The sequence below is a fragment of the Deltaproteobacteria bacterium genome (genome assembly GCA_009929795.1).
Lineage (GTDB): Bacteria > Desulfobacterota > Desulfovibrionia > Desulfovibrionales > Desulfomicrobiaceae > RZZR01.
Genome location: RZZR01000055.1, coordinates 1 through 16,620 on the forward strand (window position 1 = coordinate 1; position 16,620 = coordinate 16,620).

At 61.2% G+C, this 16,620-nt stretch carries 15 protein-coding genes; 8 read left to right on the forward strand and 7 right to left on the reverse strand.

Features of this window, described 5'->3' with window-relative positions; genetic code table 11:
• Positions 1–94 precede the first annotated feature (94 nt).
• The 5 genes from EOM25_07675 to mraZ all read right to left on the reverse strand — a co-directional run bounded on the left by EOM25_07675 (position 95) and on the right by mraZ (position 6,195).
• Positions 95–811, reverse strand: coding sequence for a hypothetical protein (locus tag EOM25_07675; protein NCC25064.1), 717 nt, complete (start codon positions 809–811; stop codon positions 95–97).
• A complete protein-coding gene (locus EOM25_07680) occupies positions 802–2,298 on the reverse strand; it encodes a UDP-N-acetylmuramoyl-L-alanyl-D-glutamate--2,6-diaminopimelate ligase (protein ID NCC25065.1) in 1,497 nt (498 codons plus the stop codon). The genes EOM25_07675 and EOM25_07680 overlap by 10 nt, the downstream gene beginning before the upstream one ends.
• Positions 2,299–2,321: 23 nt before the next feature.
• The gene (locus EOM25_07685) at positions 2,322–4,283 is read right to left on the reverse strand and encodes a hypothetical protein (GenBank protein NCC25066.1); all 1,962 of its coding nucleotides are present in this window, start codon (positions 4,281–4,283) and stop codon (positions 2,322–2,324) included.
• Between the two features lie 10 nt (positions 4,284–4,293).
• Positions 4,294–5,514: a 16S rRNA (cytosine(1402)-N(4))-methyltransferase RsmH gene (rsmH, locus tag EOM25_07690; GenBank protein NCC25067.1), complete on the reverse strand. Its 1,221-nt coding sequence runs from the start codon at positions 5,512–5,514 to the stop codon at positions 4,294–4,296.
• Between the two features lie 222 nt (positions 5,515–5,736).
• Positions 5,737–6,195 (reverse strand): division/cell wall cluster transcriptional repressor MraZ, encoded by a 459-nt coding sequence (mraZ, locus tag EOM25_07695; protein NCC25068.1) that lies wholly within the window; start codon positions 6,193–6,195, stop codon positions 5,737–5,739.
• 444 nt (positions 6,196–6,639) lie between these two features.
• On the opposite strand from mraZ, the gene EOM25_07700 reads away from it, so the two are divergent.
• The 5 genes from EOM25_07700 to EOM25_07720 are packed head-to-tail and all read left to right on the forward strand — an operon-like array spanning position 6,640 to position 10,832.
• A complete protein-coding gene (locus tag EOM25_07700) occupies positions 6,640–7,248 on the forward strand; it encodes a flavodoxin family protein (GenBank protein ID NCC25069.1) in 609 nt (202 codons plus the stop codon).
• Positions 7,249–7,250: 2 nt separating this feature from the next.
• The gene (locus EOM25_07705; GenBank protein NCC25070.1) at positions 7,251–8,861 is read left to right on the forward strand and encodes a DNA repair protein RecN; all 1,611 of its coding nucleotides are present in this window, start codon (positions 7,251–7,253) and stop codon (positions 8,859–8,861) included.
• A complete protein-coding gene (locus EOM25_07710; protein NCC25071.1) occupies positions 8,858–9,634 on the forward strand; it encodes a dihydroorotate dehydrogenase electron transfer subunit in 777 nt (258 codons plus the stop codon). Before EOM25_07705 ends, EOM25_07710 begins: the two co-directional genes overlap by 4 nt.
• Positions 9,631–10,563: a dihydroorotate dehydrogenase gene (locus EOM25_07715; GenBank protein NCC25072.1), complete on the forward strand. Its 933-nt coding sequence runs from the start codon at positions 9,631–9,633 to the stop codon at positions 10,561–10,563. Before EOM25_07710 ends, EOM25_07715 begins: the two co-directional genes overlap by 4 nt.
• A complete protein-coding gene (locus tag EOM25_07720; protein NCC25073.1) occupies positions 10,560–10,832 on the forward strand; it encodes a hypothetical protein in 273 nt (90 codons plus the stop codon). The genes EOM25_07715 and EOM25_07720 overlap by 4 nt, the downstream gene beginning before the upstream one ends.
• Here EOM25_07720 and EOM25_07725 read toward each other — a convergent pair.
• Both EOM25_07725 and EOM25_07730 read right to left on the reverse strand, forming a co-directional pair.
• A complete protein-coding gene (locus EOM25_07725) occupies positions 10,780–11,235 on the reverse strand; it encodes a hypothetical protein (protein NCC25074.1) in 456 nt (151 codons plus the stop codon). The genes EOM25_07720 and EOM25_07725 overlap by 53 nt on opposite strands.
• Positions 11,236–11,291: 56 nt before the next feature.
• Entirely contained in the window at positions 11,292–13,475 is a 2,184-nt protein-coding gene (locus EOM25_07730; GenBank protein NCC25075.1) for a glutamine synthetase type III, read from the reverse strand.
• A 191-nt stretch (positions 13,476–13,666) separates the two neighbouring features.
• Here EOM25_07730 and EOM25_07735 point away from each other — a divergent pair, with 191 nt between their 5' ends.
• The 3 genes from EOM25_07735 to EOM25_07745 all read left to right on the forward strand — a co-directional run.
• Positions 13,667–14,533: a universal stress protein gene (locus EOM25_07735; GenBank protein ID NCC25076.1), complete on the forward strand. Its 867-nt coding sequence runs from the start codon at positions 13,667–13,669 to the stop codon at positions 14,531–14,533.
• 26 nt (positions 14,534–14,559) lie between these two features.
• Positions 14,560–15,498, forward strand: coding sequence for a TIGR01777 family protein (locus tag EOM25_07740; GenBank protein NCC25077.1), 939 nt, complete (start codon positions 14,560–14,562; stop codon positions 15,496–15,498).
• On the forward strand, positions 15,495–16,620 hold a 1,126-nt coding region (locus EOM25_07745), incomplete at its 3' end, for an AsmA family protein (protein NCC25078.1). The genes EOM25_07740 and EOM25_07745, both read left to right, overlap by 4 nt.

A 16,620-nucleotide genomic window follows, 5' to 3' on the forward strand; every position in this document is an offset into this window, starting at 1 on the left:
CATTGGAAGAGCAAAAATAGGAAGGGAGGAAACAGCAAAACATTAAATCATAGGATCCTTAACGCAAGGCGCGAATCTTGCGAAAAGGACCAGACTACTGAGTATAGATGCGGTCGCCGTCCGGTCCGAGCATGATCGGATCATGTTCATCCAGCAGTTCAAAGGACACGCTGAAATTATTGATCCAGGCCAAGGCTCGCGCCTGCTGGAAGACGTTGAAGCTGTCCGAGCGAACGAAAAAGCAGAGAGAATGTTCGTCGGGGTCCAGTTCAGCCAGTTGTGCGCCAAACCACATCTCCCCGGTTTCGTTGATCCCGAGCTCCAGAACCCAGAAGCGTTCCAGCCCGTTGAACTCGAGAATGGACAGGGCCAGTCCGAGGCGGTTGTTGAAATTTTTGTAGTTCTTGCCGGTGGGCGCGATCTGTTCCAAAATTGTGGCCAAGATCTCCTTGGTGGTGGTCTTGCCGGCCGAGCCGGTGATGCCGACGACCGAAGCCCTGGTTTGGCGCCTCCAGCGGGCAGCCAGACATCCAAGGGCCTGCAGGGTATCTCTGACCAAAAGGACCGGGCAGGCTCCGGTGTCCAGTCCAGGGATTATCTGGTGGACAACAACGGCTGCTGCGCCGCGACCGGCGGCGTCCACAGCGAACGTGTGTCCGTCCATGTTCCGTCCGACAATGGCGAAGAACACGTCTCCGGCCTCGACCAGACGGCTGTCGGTCCGGATTTTTCCGATCTGCAGGTCCCTGACGGATTCAAATTCGCCCATGGCGTTCATGGCCCGGGCCATTTGCTCGATGGTCATGCGCATCGGGACCTCCCGGCGGGCGTGGTTTCGGCAAGGGCATGGGCGACGATTTCGATGTCGTTGAAATGATGGCGCTGCCCGGCGATCTCCTGGTAGTCCTCGTGGCCTTTGCCGGCGACGAGAAGGGCCTCGCCCGGAGCCAGGACCTCGACGGCAAGCCGGATGGCCTGGGCCCGGTCGGGTTCTTCGACGATCTGCGGGCATCCGGTCAAGCCGAGGCGAGCCTGGGCCATGATGCTTAGCGGGTCCTCGGATCTCGGGTTGTCCGAGGTCAGCACGGCCATGTCGGCGTACCGGGCCACGGCTTGGGCCATTAACGGCCTTTTGGCCGGGTCTCGGTCGCCGCCGCACCCGAAAAGGACGACCAGACGGGAAAAGCCGACTCGGCGTAGGGTGGAGCAGACCTGCTCCAGGGCGTCGGGGGTGTGAGCGTAGTCCACAAATACATGCCTTCCGTGTTCGTCGCGGACCGATTCGAGTCGCCCGGGAACACGTATCATGTCGGCCACCCTGGAAACCTGATCTGGACCGAGCCCCAGGGCCAGCCCTGCTGCCTGAGCAGCCAGAAGATTGGATGCGTTGTACTGTCCGACCAGAGGGGATGACAGTTCCCAGGATTTATCCCCATAGGTGCAGGCCAAGCGGAGACCGGCGGCGTCCATGGCCAATATGTTTCCGGAGAGAGATCCATCCGGGATTTCTTCGGACAGCCCGAAACCGACGGCCTTGGGCAGGGATTCAAAGAGCCGCCGACCCCAGGGATCGTCGAGGTTGATGGCGGCGGCGGGTTGCCGCCCGTCCATTTCCCGGAACAGGCTGGCCTTGGCCTCGAAGTAGCGGTCCATGGTCCGGTGGTAGTCCAGATGGTCCTGAGTCAGGTTGGTGAATACCGCCGCATGGATGGGAATTCCGGCCAGTCGATTCTGGTCCAGGGCGTGAGAGGAGGCCTCCAGACAGACGACATCCACTCCCATTGAGGCCATGTCGGCCAATCGACGGTGCAGACCAAGAGTATCGGGCGTGGTCAGTGGTGCCGGCTCGACATGTCCGGGCCATCGGTAGGCCACGGTGCCCAGGACGCCGACGGTTCGTCCAACTGCGGAAAACATGGCCTCCAGAAGATGGGTGACCGTGGTTTTGCCGTTGGTGCCCGTCACGGCCACGATGGTAAGGTCCGCCCCGGCTATGCTCCAGGACAGAGCGGCCAAGTCTCCGAGGGCCTGACGCGGATCCGGATGGCGTACAAGAGCCGGTTGGTCGGGCAGGTCGGTTTTCAGGTCGACGACGACCCAGGCCGCGCCTCGGCGCAAGGCCTCCTGCACGAAGTCCGGACCCTGGACCCTGGTCCCAGGAAGGGCGACAAAAACATCTCCGGGACGGACTTGTCCCGAATGGGAACACACGGTCGCCCCCTGTTCCACGGACAGACAGACAGCCTTCCAGAGGTCGGTTTCGATCCGATTTCGGGGCGCGTCGTTGGTTCTGGACATATTCTTCATCGTCTGGTTCGGACTCAGGAGTTTCCAGGTTCGGTCACCCATAGGGTCAGTTCGAGGCTCGGGTCCGAGGGCCAAGGGGAACCGGGCGCTGGTTTCTGTCGGACGACGCGGATACCCCGGCCCTCAATGGCCGGAACGATCCCCATGGCCAGGGATTTTTCCACTGCGGCGTGCAGGCCGAGCCCCACGAGGTCCGGAATGGCGTCCGGGTCCACGATCTCGGCCGGATCCTCGGCTATTATCGGTTCAGAGTTCAGAGCCACGAGGCCCCGGGGGCCGGGGTCTTTGGACATGGCCATGGACATGGCAGGCAGCCGTCCCTGGTCGGAGAGGATCTTGATCCCGATTTCTTGCGCGGCCGGAGCGGCTACCAAACCGCCGTAATGGACCGGCCGGGGCTCGTCGATCATGACCAGGACTACATACTCGGGCTTGTCACCGGGCAGTAAGGCGGCGAAGGATGCCAGATATTTGTCGACGTATTTTCCTCCTTCGGCCTTCTGGGCCGTTCCGGTCTTGCCTCCGACGACGATGCCCGGAATCCTGGCCTTGGTGCCGGTGCCGTCCTCCTGGACCGCGTCCTGGAGCATGCCAAGAACCTGTCGGACGACCTTGCCGCTAAAGACCCTCGTGGGAGGATCGACGGGCTGGTCGAGGTCGAGCTTCAGAGACGGAAGCAGGCCGTCATTGGCCAGACAGGCGTAGGCCCTGGCCATTTGCAGGGCTGTGACGGCCATGCCCTGGCCGAAGGATGCGTTGGCCAGGTCGACCCTGGTCCATTGATGCGGATGGCGGACAAGACCGGAACTCTGGCCGGCCAGAAGCATGGGGGCTTTGGAGGTAAGCCCGGCTTTTTCGAAATAGGAGTGCATGGATTTTGCGCCAAGGTCGAGGCCGATCTTGGCCATGCCGATATTGCTCGAGTAGCGGATGACCTTGGTGACCGGAAGCCATTCGTAGGCGTGGGTGTCCTTGATCCGCTTGCGGTCCACGGCCCATCGGCCCTTCTCGCAATAATAGAGGGCGTCTGGAGTGCAGGTTTTTTCTTCGAGGGCCGCGGCCGCGACAAAGGGTTTGATGGTCGAGCCGGGTTCGAAGACGTCGTTGGCGATCCTGTTTTTCCACTGGGCCGGGGCATAGTTGCGATACAGATTGGGATCGAAGAACGGGTATTGGGCCCAGGCCAGGATTTCTCCATCGGGCACGTGGACCACTAGACACATGCCAAGGCGGGCATTGTGGGCTTGGGTGGCTGCGGCCAGGGCATTCTCGGCCGCGAACTGGATGTTCATGTCCAGGGTCAGACGAAGGTCCTGGCCGTCCTGCTCGCCCTCGCCGGCTCCGGGGGACCAGGACAGACGGTGGCCGGAGGCGTCACGCTGGACACGGGCCTTGCGGACCGTGGGGGAAAGATGCTCGTCGTAGGCCAGTTCTAGGCCTTCAAGGCCCTGCCCCTCGGACCCGACAAAACCGATGAGTTGACCCGCCATGTGACCTTGAGGATAGGTGCGCAGGCTGTCCTTGACCAGATAGATACCGGGAAGGCCGAGCTCGCGAATCTGGACAGCTTGGCGATCGCCGATCTTACGGGCCAGCCAGACGAATCCAGTGTCCCGGTTCAGAAGACCGGCGAGATCCTTGACCGGACGGCCGAGGATCGGGGCCAGGGCCTTGGCGGCGGACTGCTTGTCCTCAACCTGGTATGGGCATGCCGAGATCGAGCGAATGTCCACGCTCTTGGCCAGAAGTCGTCCCTGACGATCGAAGATTTCTCCGCGGCGGCCTTTGATATCCTCCGAGGCCCAGTGCTGCCGCAAAGCCATATCGGCAAGGCGAGGGCCGTCCACGATCTGGATGACATAGGCTTTTGCCCACAAGGCCAGAAGGGCGAAAGACAGAAAGGTCCCGACGAAGAGTATCCTCGTTCGGGACGGGTCCTTGGTCTTTCCGGCTTTGGCGGCGTTCATGACGATCATGGCATCCTGTTCAGGGGGCCTGGTGAGGGAGATCCAGGACCCTCATGTTTTCAGGGTCGGCCGGTTTCAGACCCATCTTCCGGCCTGTTTCCCGCAATCTATAGGGAGACATGAGGTTGACCCGCTCGACTTCCAGCTTGGCCTTGAGGTCGGCCTGCTGGTCGTATCGTTGTTCCAGCCTCTTTAATTCATAGGCCGTATCCACGCCTTCGATGTTCACCCACACCGTGGCCAAGCCGAGGACCAGGGTCAGAAGACTGAGCATCACGATCCAGACCACGCTTCCGTCCTCGCCGTGAACCCGTTCGGCCACCCGGAGTTTGGCACTCCTGCTCCTGGGGTTGGCTTGCTGCTCCTCCAGGCCTGGAAGAATAGGCTTGGAGGTGCAGATCCGGAGAGTCCTTGCATGACCGCATCGGCAGACCGGGTCATGGGGTGGACAGATGCAGCCCTTGCTCTCACGCCGGAAGGCATGCTTGACCCGTCGATCCTCCAGGGAATGGAAGGAGATGACGGCCATCCGGGCTCCGGGATTCAAACGGGCCGGGATTCGGCCCAGAAATTTGTCGAGTTCGTCGAGTTCACGATTCACGGCAATGCGAAGAGCCTGGAAAGTCCGGGTCGCCGGGTGGTTTCTGGACTTGGCCCGAATCTTGGCCGGATAGGCTTTCAGGATCACTTCGGCCAGTTCCACGGTCGTTTCCAGGGGCCGGACCCTTCGGGCATCGACGATGGCCCTGGCGATGCGTCCGGCCAAGGGCTCCTCACCGTACTCGGCGATGATCCGCTTCAGTTCGTGCACCGGCGTCAAGTTTACTAGTCGACTGGCCGGAGCCAAGCCCGATGATGGGTCCATACGCATATCCAGGGGGCCGTTCTGCAGGAAGCTGAACCCGCGTTCAGCCTCGTCGAGCTGCATGGAGGAAACTCCGAGATCCAGAATCGCTCCATCCAGACTTCTCCAGCCTATCTCGGCCAGGACGTCCTCGAAATGGGCAAAGGACGCGTGGGCGAAGATAATCTGATCGCTAACATCGGCCAGATTCGACTGGGCCCGCTCCAGGGTTTTCAGGTCGCGGTCGATACCCAGGACCTCAGCCTCGCCATTGGCGGCCTCGATCAGCGCCCTGGTGTGGCCTCCCAGCCCCAGGGTCCCGTCCATGTACCGCCCTCCGGCTCGGGGGGCGATCCAGGACACGATCTGCTCAAGGAGAACTGGGATATGGGCCATGACGCTCCTCGGGCCGAAATTGTTCTCAACAAATGCCGTATTGTGGACACGCAGGGGATTCACCTCGGGCGCTGAGACTTCGCCCCGTTTGGATGAGGGGACGGCGTTTCCCCTGCGTGTCTCTGGAACTGTCTCGGGTCGGCTGTTCCAATCTTTCGTCCGTAACTGTCTCAGGCTATGCAAACGCCCACAGGGCGAGGGCATCAAAAATCCTCCGATCCGTCAGATTCGGAGGTCGATCCCGTTTTCGGCCAAATTGGTCATCATGTCATCGAAATTCTCCATGACTTCGAGCCGCTGAGCCTCAAACCGGTCCTTGTCCCAGATCTCGATCTTCCGGCCCACCCCGGCGACCACCACTTCCTTGTTGTTGAGGCCCGCGTAGTTTCTGAGATGTGGGGGAACCAGGATTCGGCCTTGCCTGTCCAAGGGGACCTCAACGGCTGCGGCGATGAAGAACCGATGGAATTTCCTGGCCCAATCCTTGGCCTGGTTGAGTTGGCCGAAGCTTTGCTCCAGAGCCTCCCATTCGGGGAGAGGGTATCCGAGGACGCACTGGTCGAAGTTGGTCAGGACCAACTTGCCGCCAGGGGACAGATCGAGAATTTCATCCCGGAATTCCGGAGGAAGACTCAAGCGTCCCTTGTCGTCCTGATTTCGGTATGAATGGCCCCTGAACATCGACGTCGACGACTCCTTTTTCCACTTTCAACCATTGTTTCCCACGATATTTTTCAGTCGTCCCACGAAAAGTCAAGGTGAATTTTCACATGTTTTGATTTCGGCGAAGAACAAGTTTTAAAGTAATTGCTAAAACTTACTATATTTCAGAATAGTTATAATATTTTTTTAAAAAAAATATTCCTAAGATTCTTTTTTTTCAGTATTTGAATCATGGCCAGTCAATCCTTTGAAAATTTATGTTTAATATATTAAAATTATAAAGATTTCTTTCATTTCTTGACGTGGTGGTAAATTGTGGGGAAAATTTTCGCGAAGCTCTTCGGCATGGCCGTAACACTCCCTTGCAAGTCGGTTTGAAGTGACCTACCAACACCCAAGCGGAGTGCCGTCCCGGAAGGCGTCGGCCAGGGAAGTGAATGCCTGTATTTCGAGGGGGAAAGAATGGAAGCGGTCTGCCTCTTGGGGAGCCCGAGGCGCGGAAACAGCGAACGGATGGCCTCCTGGCTGGTGCAGAGTTTGGCCGAAAGCGGTGTGTCCCTGACCACGCATCGTTTGGCTGGACTTGATTATTCCGGCTGCCGGGCCTGTTTCGGATGCAAGGGCAAAAGCGAGTCCTGTGTGGTCGAGGACGATCTGTTCGTGGTACTGGAAGATGTCCGCAGATGTCCGATTCTCGTTTTGGCCTCTCCAGTTTATTTCGGAGACGTCAGTGCCCAGATAAAGGGCTTCATCGACCGCTCCTTCTCCTTCCTGGTTCCAGATTATCCCACGGCCAAGAGGAAGACGAGGCTGACAGGAAAACGGTCGATGGTCATGCTTCTGTCCCAGGGCCACGGCAAAGCGGACCTGTTTGCCGACATCTTTCCCCGGTACGCCTATTTCTTCAAATGGCTTGGCTTTGAAGAGTGCCACATGGTCCGGGCCTGCGGGGTCTACGAGCCTGGGGCAGTGGATGGTCGCGACGATATCCGTCAGGAGTGTTCAAACCTGGCCGAAATCTTGGTCAAAGCCCATGGGGCCGGTGGCAGGTCCCTTCGGCCGGAGAGCTGAAGGTGCTCGATCTTTTGCGTATTCGCAATCTGGCCCTCATTGAGGATGCCGAACTTGAATTTCACCCGGGCCTGAACGTCCTGACGGGGGAATCCGGGGCTGGGAAATCCTTCATCCTCAGGGCGTTGGAGTTCATTCTCGGCCAGAGAATGGGAGCGGAGATGATCAGGTCCGGGGCCGAGAGGGCCTCGGTGGAGGCATTGTTCGTCTTCGACGGCCGAGAAATGGTCCTGTCGAGGGAGATGGCCGCGGACAGCGGTCGATCTCGGATCGTCATCGACGGTTCTCTAGGTTCACAGACTAGGGTTCAGGACCTGCGGCCCAGTCTCCTCCTTCACGCCGGCCAGCACGGCCAACAGCAGCTTCTCCGCCCTTCTTTCCACACCAGGATCGTGGACTCGTTTCTCCCGGACACAGGAGTGCTGGAGCGGTTTTCCGGACTTGTCCGTGAGGTCCAGGCATTGCGGGCCGAGCAGGCTTCCCTGGCCGAGCGGGTCAGAGACTTGGAGCGACAGCGGGAGTTTTTGGAGTACCAGTTGGCCGAGATCGAAAAGGTCGGCCCCAAGCTGGGCGAGGAAGAGGAACTTCTGGCCGAGCGCGAGCGGCTGAGGGCCGAGGAGAAGTCGGGGCGCGGCGTCGAGCGATGTCTGGAGCTGCTGCATGGAGTGGACACGCCCGGCCTTATTTCGCTGACCGAGGAATTGAGCCGGGAATTGGCAGGATTGGAGACCGTAGGCTGGAGCTTAGCCGAGAACGCGGCCCATCTCCAGGAAACGGTCCACGTCCTCAGGGATTTGGACCGGGAATTCAGGGCCTCCCCAGGGCGTCAGGATCCGGCCGTCAGACTGAACGACATCGAGGCCCGGCTTTGGGAGTTGACCCGGCTCCAGCGAAAGCTCAAGCGGTCTCTGGCCCAGATTGTGGATTTGGCCGCCGAGATCGAGGATAATATCTCGTTTCTGGACCGGAGTCGTCTGAAGGCCAAAGACATTGACCGACGTCTGGGCTCTCGGCTGGAGGAATTGGCCCAGGCTGCTCAGGACTTGGCCAAAGCCCGAACCCAGGCCTCCGGAGAGCTTCGTGGCCGACTGGAGAACAGTCTGAGGGAGCTGGGTTTTCCCGAGGGGGTCAGAATTGTTTTCGCGATGGAACCCCATCAGGTCGAGGAGGGGGTGGTGGAGGAGCGGCCGGTGATCCATTGGGTGCCGAATCCCGGCCAGGATCCTCAGCCCCTAGATCAGATCGCATCGGGCGGGGAGTTGTCGAGGTTTTTTCTGGCCCTGGTCGGGCTGTGGGGAGAGCGGGGCAGCCAGAGCCTGCTATTCGACGAGGTCGACGCCGGCATCGGCGGCATGACCTTGAATAAGGTCGGAAGGGCTATCAGGGCCCTGGCCGATCGGCAGCAGGTCATTCTGATTACCCATTGGCCGCAGTTGGCGGCCGGGGCCGACCGCCATTTCCGGATCGAGAAGACCGTGGCTTCCGGCGTGACCACGACCCGCTGCCTAGCCATGGATGAGTCCGAGCGTCTGGAGGAACTGGCCAGGATGGCCGGGGGCGGTGACAGGGGGCTGCGCATGGCCGGGGATCTTCTGCAGGAGGTGAGGGCATGACCGGGGGCGGGTGCTTCGATCTGACCGTGCGGGAACGGATCAGTTCTTCGGACGGCCTATTTCACAGTCTATGGCTGGAGGGGGCCAAGTGGTCGTACCAGCCCGGCCAGTTTCTGATGCTCAGACCAGACTGGGGGCTGGATCCGGTCTGGGCCAGGCCCTTTTCCATCTGCGACGTCAGCCCAAGGGGCCTGCGGGTGTTTTTTCAGACCGTGGGCAGGGGCACGGCCCAATTGGGTCGGATCGCTCCCGGGGAAGCGCTCACTGCCTGGGGTCCCCTGGGCCGGGGCTTCAGCTTCAGGTCTGAGGAGCCAATCTTGATCCTGGCCGGGGGCATGGGCCTGGCCCCCTTTGTGGGGCTGATTCGGGCCCATGGGCGTCCGGAGATGATCCGCCTCGTCTTTGGCCATCGAGCTCCTCTGGAGGCTTACCCCTGGGGGGAATTGGCCGAACGGGTCGAGGCCCTGGAGCTTCGCCAGGAATTCGAGGCCGATGTGGCCGGATTCGTGCTGGTATTGGAGCGTGAGATCAGTCGGTTCGGCACGGCCGGTCCGGTCCTGGCCTGCGGGCCCAAGCCTTTTTTACGGACGGTTCAGCGGCTCTGTCTCGATCATGGAGCCCGGGGCCAGATTTCCCTCGAGAACACTATGGCCTGTGGCGTCGGGGCCTGTCTGGGCTGCGTGGCCAGACACAGGACCGACGGGCTGGTCCAGTCCTGTGTACGTGGCCCGGTCTTTTCCGTGGAGGATGTCGATTTGGAGGAGGGGGCATGAACCTTGCCGTTGATCTGGCCGGGTTGAAGCTCAAGAACCCGATCATGACCGCATCCGGGACCTTCGGGTACGGCCTGGAATTCTCCCGCTACGGCGATTTGACCAAGCTCGGAGCCATCGTGGTCAAGGGCCTGTCCCTCAAGCCCAGGCAGGGCAACCCCATGCCCAGGATCGTCGAGACCCCGTGCGGGATGCTCAACGCCATCGGCCTGCAGAACGTCGGGGTCGAGGCCTTTGTCCGGGACAAGCTCCCCTTTTTGCCCTGGCGGGAGACTCCGGTCATCGCTAACCTCTACGCTCAGGACGTGGCCGAATTCCACGCACTGGCCAGATTTCTGGCCCCAGAGGAGGCGGTGGCCGCCCTGGAGGTCAATATCTCCTGCCCCAATGTCCGCCGGGGAGGCATGGCTTTCGGGCAGGACCCGGCCATGGCCGCCGAGGCCACCCGGGCCGTGCTGGAGGGGGCCGGCGAGAAGCCGGTTATCGTTAAACTCAGCCCCAATGTGACTGACATTCGGGCCATGGCCCAGGCCGTGACCGAGGCCGGGGCACATGTATTGTCCCTCATCAACACCCTGACCGGCATGGCCGTTGACGTGCGGACCAGAAGACCCCGTCTGGCCAACGGCATCGGCGGTCTGTCCGGCCCAGCCATTAAGCCCGTGGCCCTGCGCATGGTCCGCGAGGTTTGTCAGATCACCGACCGACCGGTCATTGGCATAGGCGGCATCGTCTCGGTCTGGGACGCCCTGGAGTTCATCCTTGTCGGAGCCACGGCCGTCCAGGTCGGAACCGGAACCTTCATGCGGCCAGATCTTTGCTTCAGGATGGTCCGTCAACTGGAAGAGGCCGTGGAGGAACTCGGGCTCGAAAGCTGGGACGAGTTCCGGGGGCGCTTGATCACGGCCCGGGAAGGGAGGAAATCATGATCCGCCGTTTCTGCGACATCTGCGGCAAGGAGATCCGGACCAAGGCCGAGGGGCTGTACGCCGGGCAATATGTCCTGGAGATCAAGGACCCCGCCAACTTGAGTCGCCTCGGGGGCAAATCGACTTCTCAGGATCCAACCATCTCCCTGGCATTGGCCGACTGCCACCACCAGGATATCTGCGTCTTCTGCCTGCAGAAGGTCCTGGCCCAGGAGTTTAGCGCTCTGAACCGCCGTCTCGATTCTCGGGGACCAGCCGAGGAAGGATGAGTCCGAAGAAGGAGTCGCCCGAACCGTCGTAGCGCCAGCCCATATGGGCCGCGCAGACGGCACAAGAGGCCAGACTCCAAGCGTAGTCGGGAAACCAGGTGAATTCCAAGGTTGGAGAGCCCTGGACTCTGCACCCCGGGGCCTGGCCGAAACAGCCGATTTCGAAGAGATGGCCATGGGGATTGAGAAAGGCGTGGTCGTGACGGCTGCGCACCGAAATTCTCCATCCCTCGGCCGTGACGAAGTGGCCGCAGGCGGCACAGAAGAACCGACGGCCGGGAGGTCCCTCGGATTCCTCGTTCCGGTGATGTGCGACCGTATCCTGGAGTCGGGCGGGAAGACCCGGGGAGGAAGGGGCCCGGCACGAGGCCGAGGAAGGTTCGTAGGGGCAGGCTTCAAGCATGCCCCTACATTCTTTGGCTTCCATCAGATCAGTTCGGTCGTCAGTACCCCTTCACCTCACTTGATGAACAGCATCTCCTGGTAGCTCGGCAAAAACCAGAGATTGTCGGCCACTAGTCCCTCCAGGGCGTCGGCATGGGCCCGGACTTCTCGCATGGCCGGAATGACCTGCCCGCAACAGAACTCGGCCTCGTCCCTCTCGTCGGCCTTTTTCTCCTCTCGAAGCAGTTTTTCCAGCTTTTCGACGGCCAGGAGCAATTCCCGAAGTCGTTCGGTGACCAAATCCAGGGTCCTGGTCTCGAAATCTTTGCCGATGGCCTTGAGGTTTTGACAGGTGGCGGCCAGTTCCCCCTGGTAGCGCATGGCCGCCGGGAAGATGATGGTCCGGGTCATGCGCACGGCCAGCCTGGCTTCCAACAAGACCGTCTGGCTATACTGCTCGAAGAATATGGACGTCCGGCTGTTCAGTTCCCGACCGCTCAAGACCCGCATACGCTCGAAAATTTCCACCGAGGCTGTGGCCTGGATGTTGGGGATGGCCTCGGGGGCGGTTTGGTAGTTGGGGAGGCCCCGACGGGCGGCCTCGTCCTTCCAGGCCTGTGAGTAGCCGTCGCCGTTGAAGACGATGGTCTGGTGGTCCTGATAGATTTCACGAATCAGGGCCTGGGCGGCCGGGTGGACACGGGAGGGATCCCCTTGAGTCTGGTTTTCGAGACGGGTGGCCACATAGTCCAGCGAATCGGCAAGAATCGTGTTCAGGGCGGTTACGGGTCCGGCGATGGACTGGCTGGAGCCTACGGCCCGGAACTCGAAGCGGTTTTGGGTGAAGGCGAATGGACTGGTCCTGTTCCGGTCCCCGCTATCTCGGGGCAACGGGGGGAGGGTGTCCACGCCTACGGTCAGGGTTCGGCGGGCAGAGGTGCCACAGGTTTGGCCCTGGGCGATGTCTTCGAAGACTTGGGCCAGTTCTTGACCTAAAAAAATGGACATTATGGCCGGGGGAGCCTCGTGCCCTCCGAGGCGGTGGTCATTGGCGGCTGTGGCCACCACGGCCCGGAGCAGACCGGCGTGAAGGTGTACGGCTCGGATCATGGCCACGCAAAAGACGAGGAACTGGGCGTTTTCCTGGGGCGTATCGCCAGGGTCGAAGAAATTGCCCTGGGTGGCATTGCCCAGCGAATAGTTCAGGTGTTTGCCGGAGCCGTTGATGCCGGCAAAGGGTTTTTCATGGAGGAGGCAGGCCATGCCGTAGCGTTTGGCCACCCGTTTGAGGGTGACCATGGTCAATTGCTGATGGTCGTTGGCGATGTTGGCGGTCTCATACAGGGGAGCGATCTCGAACTGGCCGGGGGCGACCTCGTTGTGTCTGGCCTTGACGGGCACGCCCAGCTTGTAGAGTTCCTGCTCGACTTCCATCATGAAGGACAGGACCCGGCGGGGGATGGCCCCGAAATAGTGGTCGGCGAACTCCTGACCTTTGCTTGGCGGGGCCCCGAAGATGGTCCGGCCGGCAGTGATGAGATCCGGCCGGGCGAAGAAGAAATTCCGATCGATGAGGAAGAACTCCTGTTCGGCTCCGGCGTAGGATTGGACCCGGCCGGGATTTTTGTGCCCGAAGATGCCGAGGATCCTCTGGGCGTGGTGGTTCAGGGCTTGTTCGGATCGCAACAGGGGCGTCTTCTTGTCCAAGGCCTCTCCGTTCCAGGAGATAAAGATCGTGGGGATGCACAGGGTGGCCCCCTGGGGGGTCTCCAAGATGTAGGCCGGGCTGGTCACGTCCCATGCCGTGTAGCCCCGGGCCTCGAAGGTCTGACGAAGACCTCCGCTGGGAAAGCTGGAGGCGTCAGGCTCGCCCTGGATCAGGGACTTGCCGCTGAACTGGGCCATGGCCCCGCCCCGGCCGTCGGGAGTCAGGAAGCTGTCGTGTTTTTCGGCTGTCTGTCCGGTCATGGGATAGAAGACATGGCAATAGTGGGTGGCCCCTTTTTCCACGGCCCATTCCTTCATGGCCGAGGCCACGATGTCGGCCACGGACGAGTCCATGGGCTTGCCGTTGGTCCATGTCTCCTGAAGGGTGGCGAATACGGATTCGGGCAGATGCCGACGCATGACGCGCTCGTTGAAGACGTTGGATCCGAAGAGTTCCGTGGGGGGCGTTTCCCTGAAATTCATGGGCGGGACGATCGGCCGATAGCTGTTGATGGCCTGGATGGCGTCCAGACGGGCCCTAATGCCGCTCATTGGCAACCTCCGATTTGACTGGTATTGATGATCCAAAAACGAGGAGCGGACCGTCACCCTTTGGGCGCCGGTTTTCCCCTTTCCTGAAAAGGGAGCGTATCCGTTCATCGCTTAAATGGAAAGAGACTCCGGGCCGGGTTTCGGCGGACGTCCGGACGGGATGAGGAACAGTTCCGCCTGTGGAGAGAGACATGAACAGACATCTGCTCTTGACGGTTGGTTCTGGGCACACGCACCAGCACGCTCCTCGGTTTGTGAAATATTTTTATTCCGGGGAATCCAAGCCCAAGACGACCATCTTTTTCGTCGCCCCGACTGTGGACATGGACATTTCCACTAGCCGGGACCCGGGCCATGCCGTGTCCGAGGCCGAAACCTTAGTGGCCTCCTACAAGCGCAAGGGCCAGAGGGCCTTGGACAGGGCCAGGGAGGATTTGGTCCAGGCCGGTTTCGCCAAGGAAACCATTGAGACCAAGATCAAGGTCAGGAGTTTCGGAACGGTTTTGGACATCGTCCAGGAGACCGGGGCCGGGTACTACGACGCCGTGGTGCTTGGGCGTCGGGGGCTGTCCATGTTCGAAGAACTCATCGAGCAGAGCGTCAGTCGGAAGATCCTGGAGGAGGAAATCGATTTCCCCATCTGGATCTGCAAGGAGCCCCTGCCCGAGAGCAAGAACGTCCTTCTGTGCGCCGACGGCTCCGAACAGAGTTTGCGCATGGCCGATCACGTCGGGTTCATGCTTGAGGGGGTCACGGGGCACGACGTGACCATTCTGCACATCGACCGGGGCAATGGGGACAAGGAGGCGGCCCTGTCCCAGGCCAGGGCCGAGATTCTGTCCAACGGGTTCCCGGCGGATCGGATCCGCGAGGTGGTTCTTGAGTCCGGACAGATCGGGCCGACCATCCTGGGTTACGCCGAGGAAAATGGGTTCGCGGCCGTGGCCATGGGAACCACCGGCGCGGGCAAGAAATCCGGGATCTGGCCCTTTGTGGGCTCGGCCTGTCTGCACGTGCTCAAGAACATGAAACATCTCTGTCTGTGGGTCAGCAAGTAGGTCCAAAAGGCTCGAGGAGGGGCGCCATGCGTTATTTCATCATGGGCGGGACCGGGTTCGTGGGCCGGCATCTGGTCGAGAAAATTCTGGCAGGCGGCGACCAGGCGGTTCTTCTGGTTCGGCCAGGATCGGAACCTCCGGCGGCCAAGGGCCTCGAAACCATCACAGGCAATCCATTTCAGGCCGGGGCCTGGGCCGGGAAGGCCCGAAGCTGCGACGTGGTCGTCAATCTGGTCGGATCGACCATCATGACCAGATGGACGGCCAAGGCTCGGGAGCGGATCATGGCCACCCGGGTCGATTCGACACGGGCAGCGGTCCAGGCCCTGGGCAAGGAAGGGACGAAAACGCTTCTTTGCGCCAATGCCATCGGCTTTTACGGAGACGGCGGCGACCACGAACAGACCGAGAACACTCCGGCTGGAACCGGATTCCTGGCCGAAATCTGTCAAGCTTGGCAGAAGGAGGCCGAGAAGGCCAAGAATATCGGCCACCGGGTCTGCATCATGCGTTTTGGGGCCGTGCTGGGCCCCGGCGGAGGGGCCCTGGCCAAGATGCTTCCCCCATTTCGACTGGGCTTGGGCGGGCCGGTTGGGGGTGGACGGCAATGGTTTTCCTGGGTCCACGTCCAGGATGTGGCCGAGGCCATCCAGTTCCTGGCAGGGGAAAAATCGGCCCAGGGGGTGTTCAATATCTGCGCCCCGGACCCGGTCCGCAACCGGGAGTTCGCCCTGGCGCTGGGCCGGGTCTTGAACCGGCCGGCGTTTCTGCCTTTTCCGGGCTGGGTCCTGCGCCTAGCCATGGGCCAGGCGTCCGATGTCGTCCTGGCCAGCCAGAGGTGTCTGCCCAGACGACTCCAAGATGCCGGGTTCCGGTTTTCCCAACCAAGTCTGGTGCAAGCCTTGGCCGACATCGTGAATGAACAGGCCCGGGGCAAGACCCGGTCAAGGAGGAACGGTCGATGAAAGCCGTCAAATGGATTGTCGGAATCGTGCTGGGCGTGATCGTCCTGGCCGTTGCCGGGGTCGCGGCCCTGGTCGTGCTGGTGGATCCCAATGACTACAAGTCACAGATCGCCGCAAAGGTCCAAGAGACCACCGGAAGAACCCTGGACATTTCCGGGGACATCGGGTGGACCTTTTTCCCCTGGCTGGGAATGGAGGCCGGGGCCATGACCCTGGGCAACGCCCCGGGTTTCGAGGGCAAGCCCTTTGCCGGGATCGAGCGGGCCCAGGTCCGGGTTGCCCTGACGCCGTTATTCAAGGGCCAGGTTCAGGTCGGGACAGTGATTCTTCAGGGCCTGGTGCTGAATCTTGCCCGCGACAAGGAGGGCCGGACCAATTGGGCCGATCTGGCGGCCCGGGAAAGCCAGCCAGCCCCTCCCACGACCGAAGAATCCCAGCCTTCAGCCAAGGCACTGCCGGCTCTGGCCGTGGAAGGAGTCCGGATCGAGAACGCTTCCCTGTCCTGGCAGGACATGGTCGAGGGCCAGGAGGTGGTTGTGGACAAGCTCAACCTGAGTCTGGCCAGCCTGACCCTGGGCAAGCCGTGCACAGTCCTGTTTTCGGGCCAGGTCCGCACGGCCAAGCCGGAGACGGTGACGACCATCGAGATTTCGGCCAAGCCCACGGTCCAGACCGACTTGAAGACGGTCACGATCCAGGATTTCGTTCTCAAGACCGACAGCCGGGGACAGGTTTTCCCTGCCGGCAGAACCGAGGTAACGGTCCGGATGGAGGCCGATCTCGGCCAGGATCAGGCCAAGATCTCGGGTTTCGAGCTTTCAACCTATGGGATCACGGTTCTGGCCGAGGTGTTGGCCAAGATGGCGGGGCAGAAACCAGATGTGGACATCAAGCTCCAGGTTCCGGAGTTCAGTCCCAAAGCCTTGATGGCCGCTCTCGGCCTGCCCGCTCCGGTCACGGCCGATCCCCAGGCCCTGACCAGGGCGTCGACCACGTTTTCAGCCACCATGCGGAACGGAACCCTGGCCTTGACCCAGAATCAGCGGCTGGACGACACCAAGATCGATCTGGAGGCTCAGATCCTCAATTTCGAGGGACCCGCGGCCCGGTTCGATCTGGTCG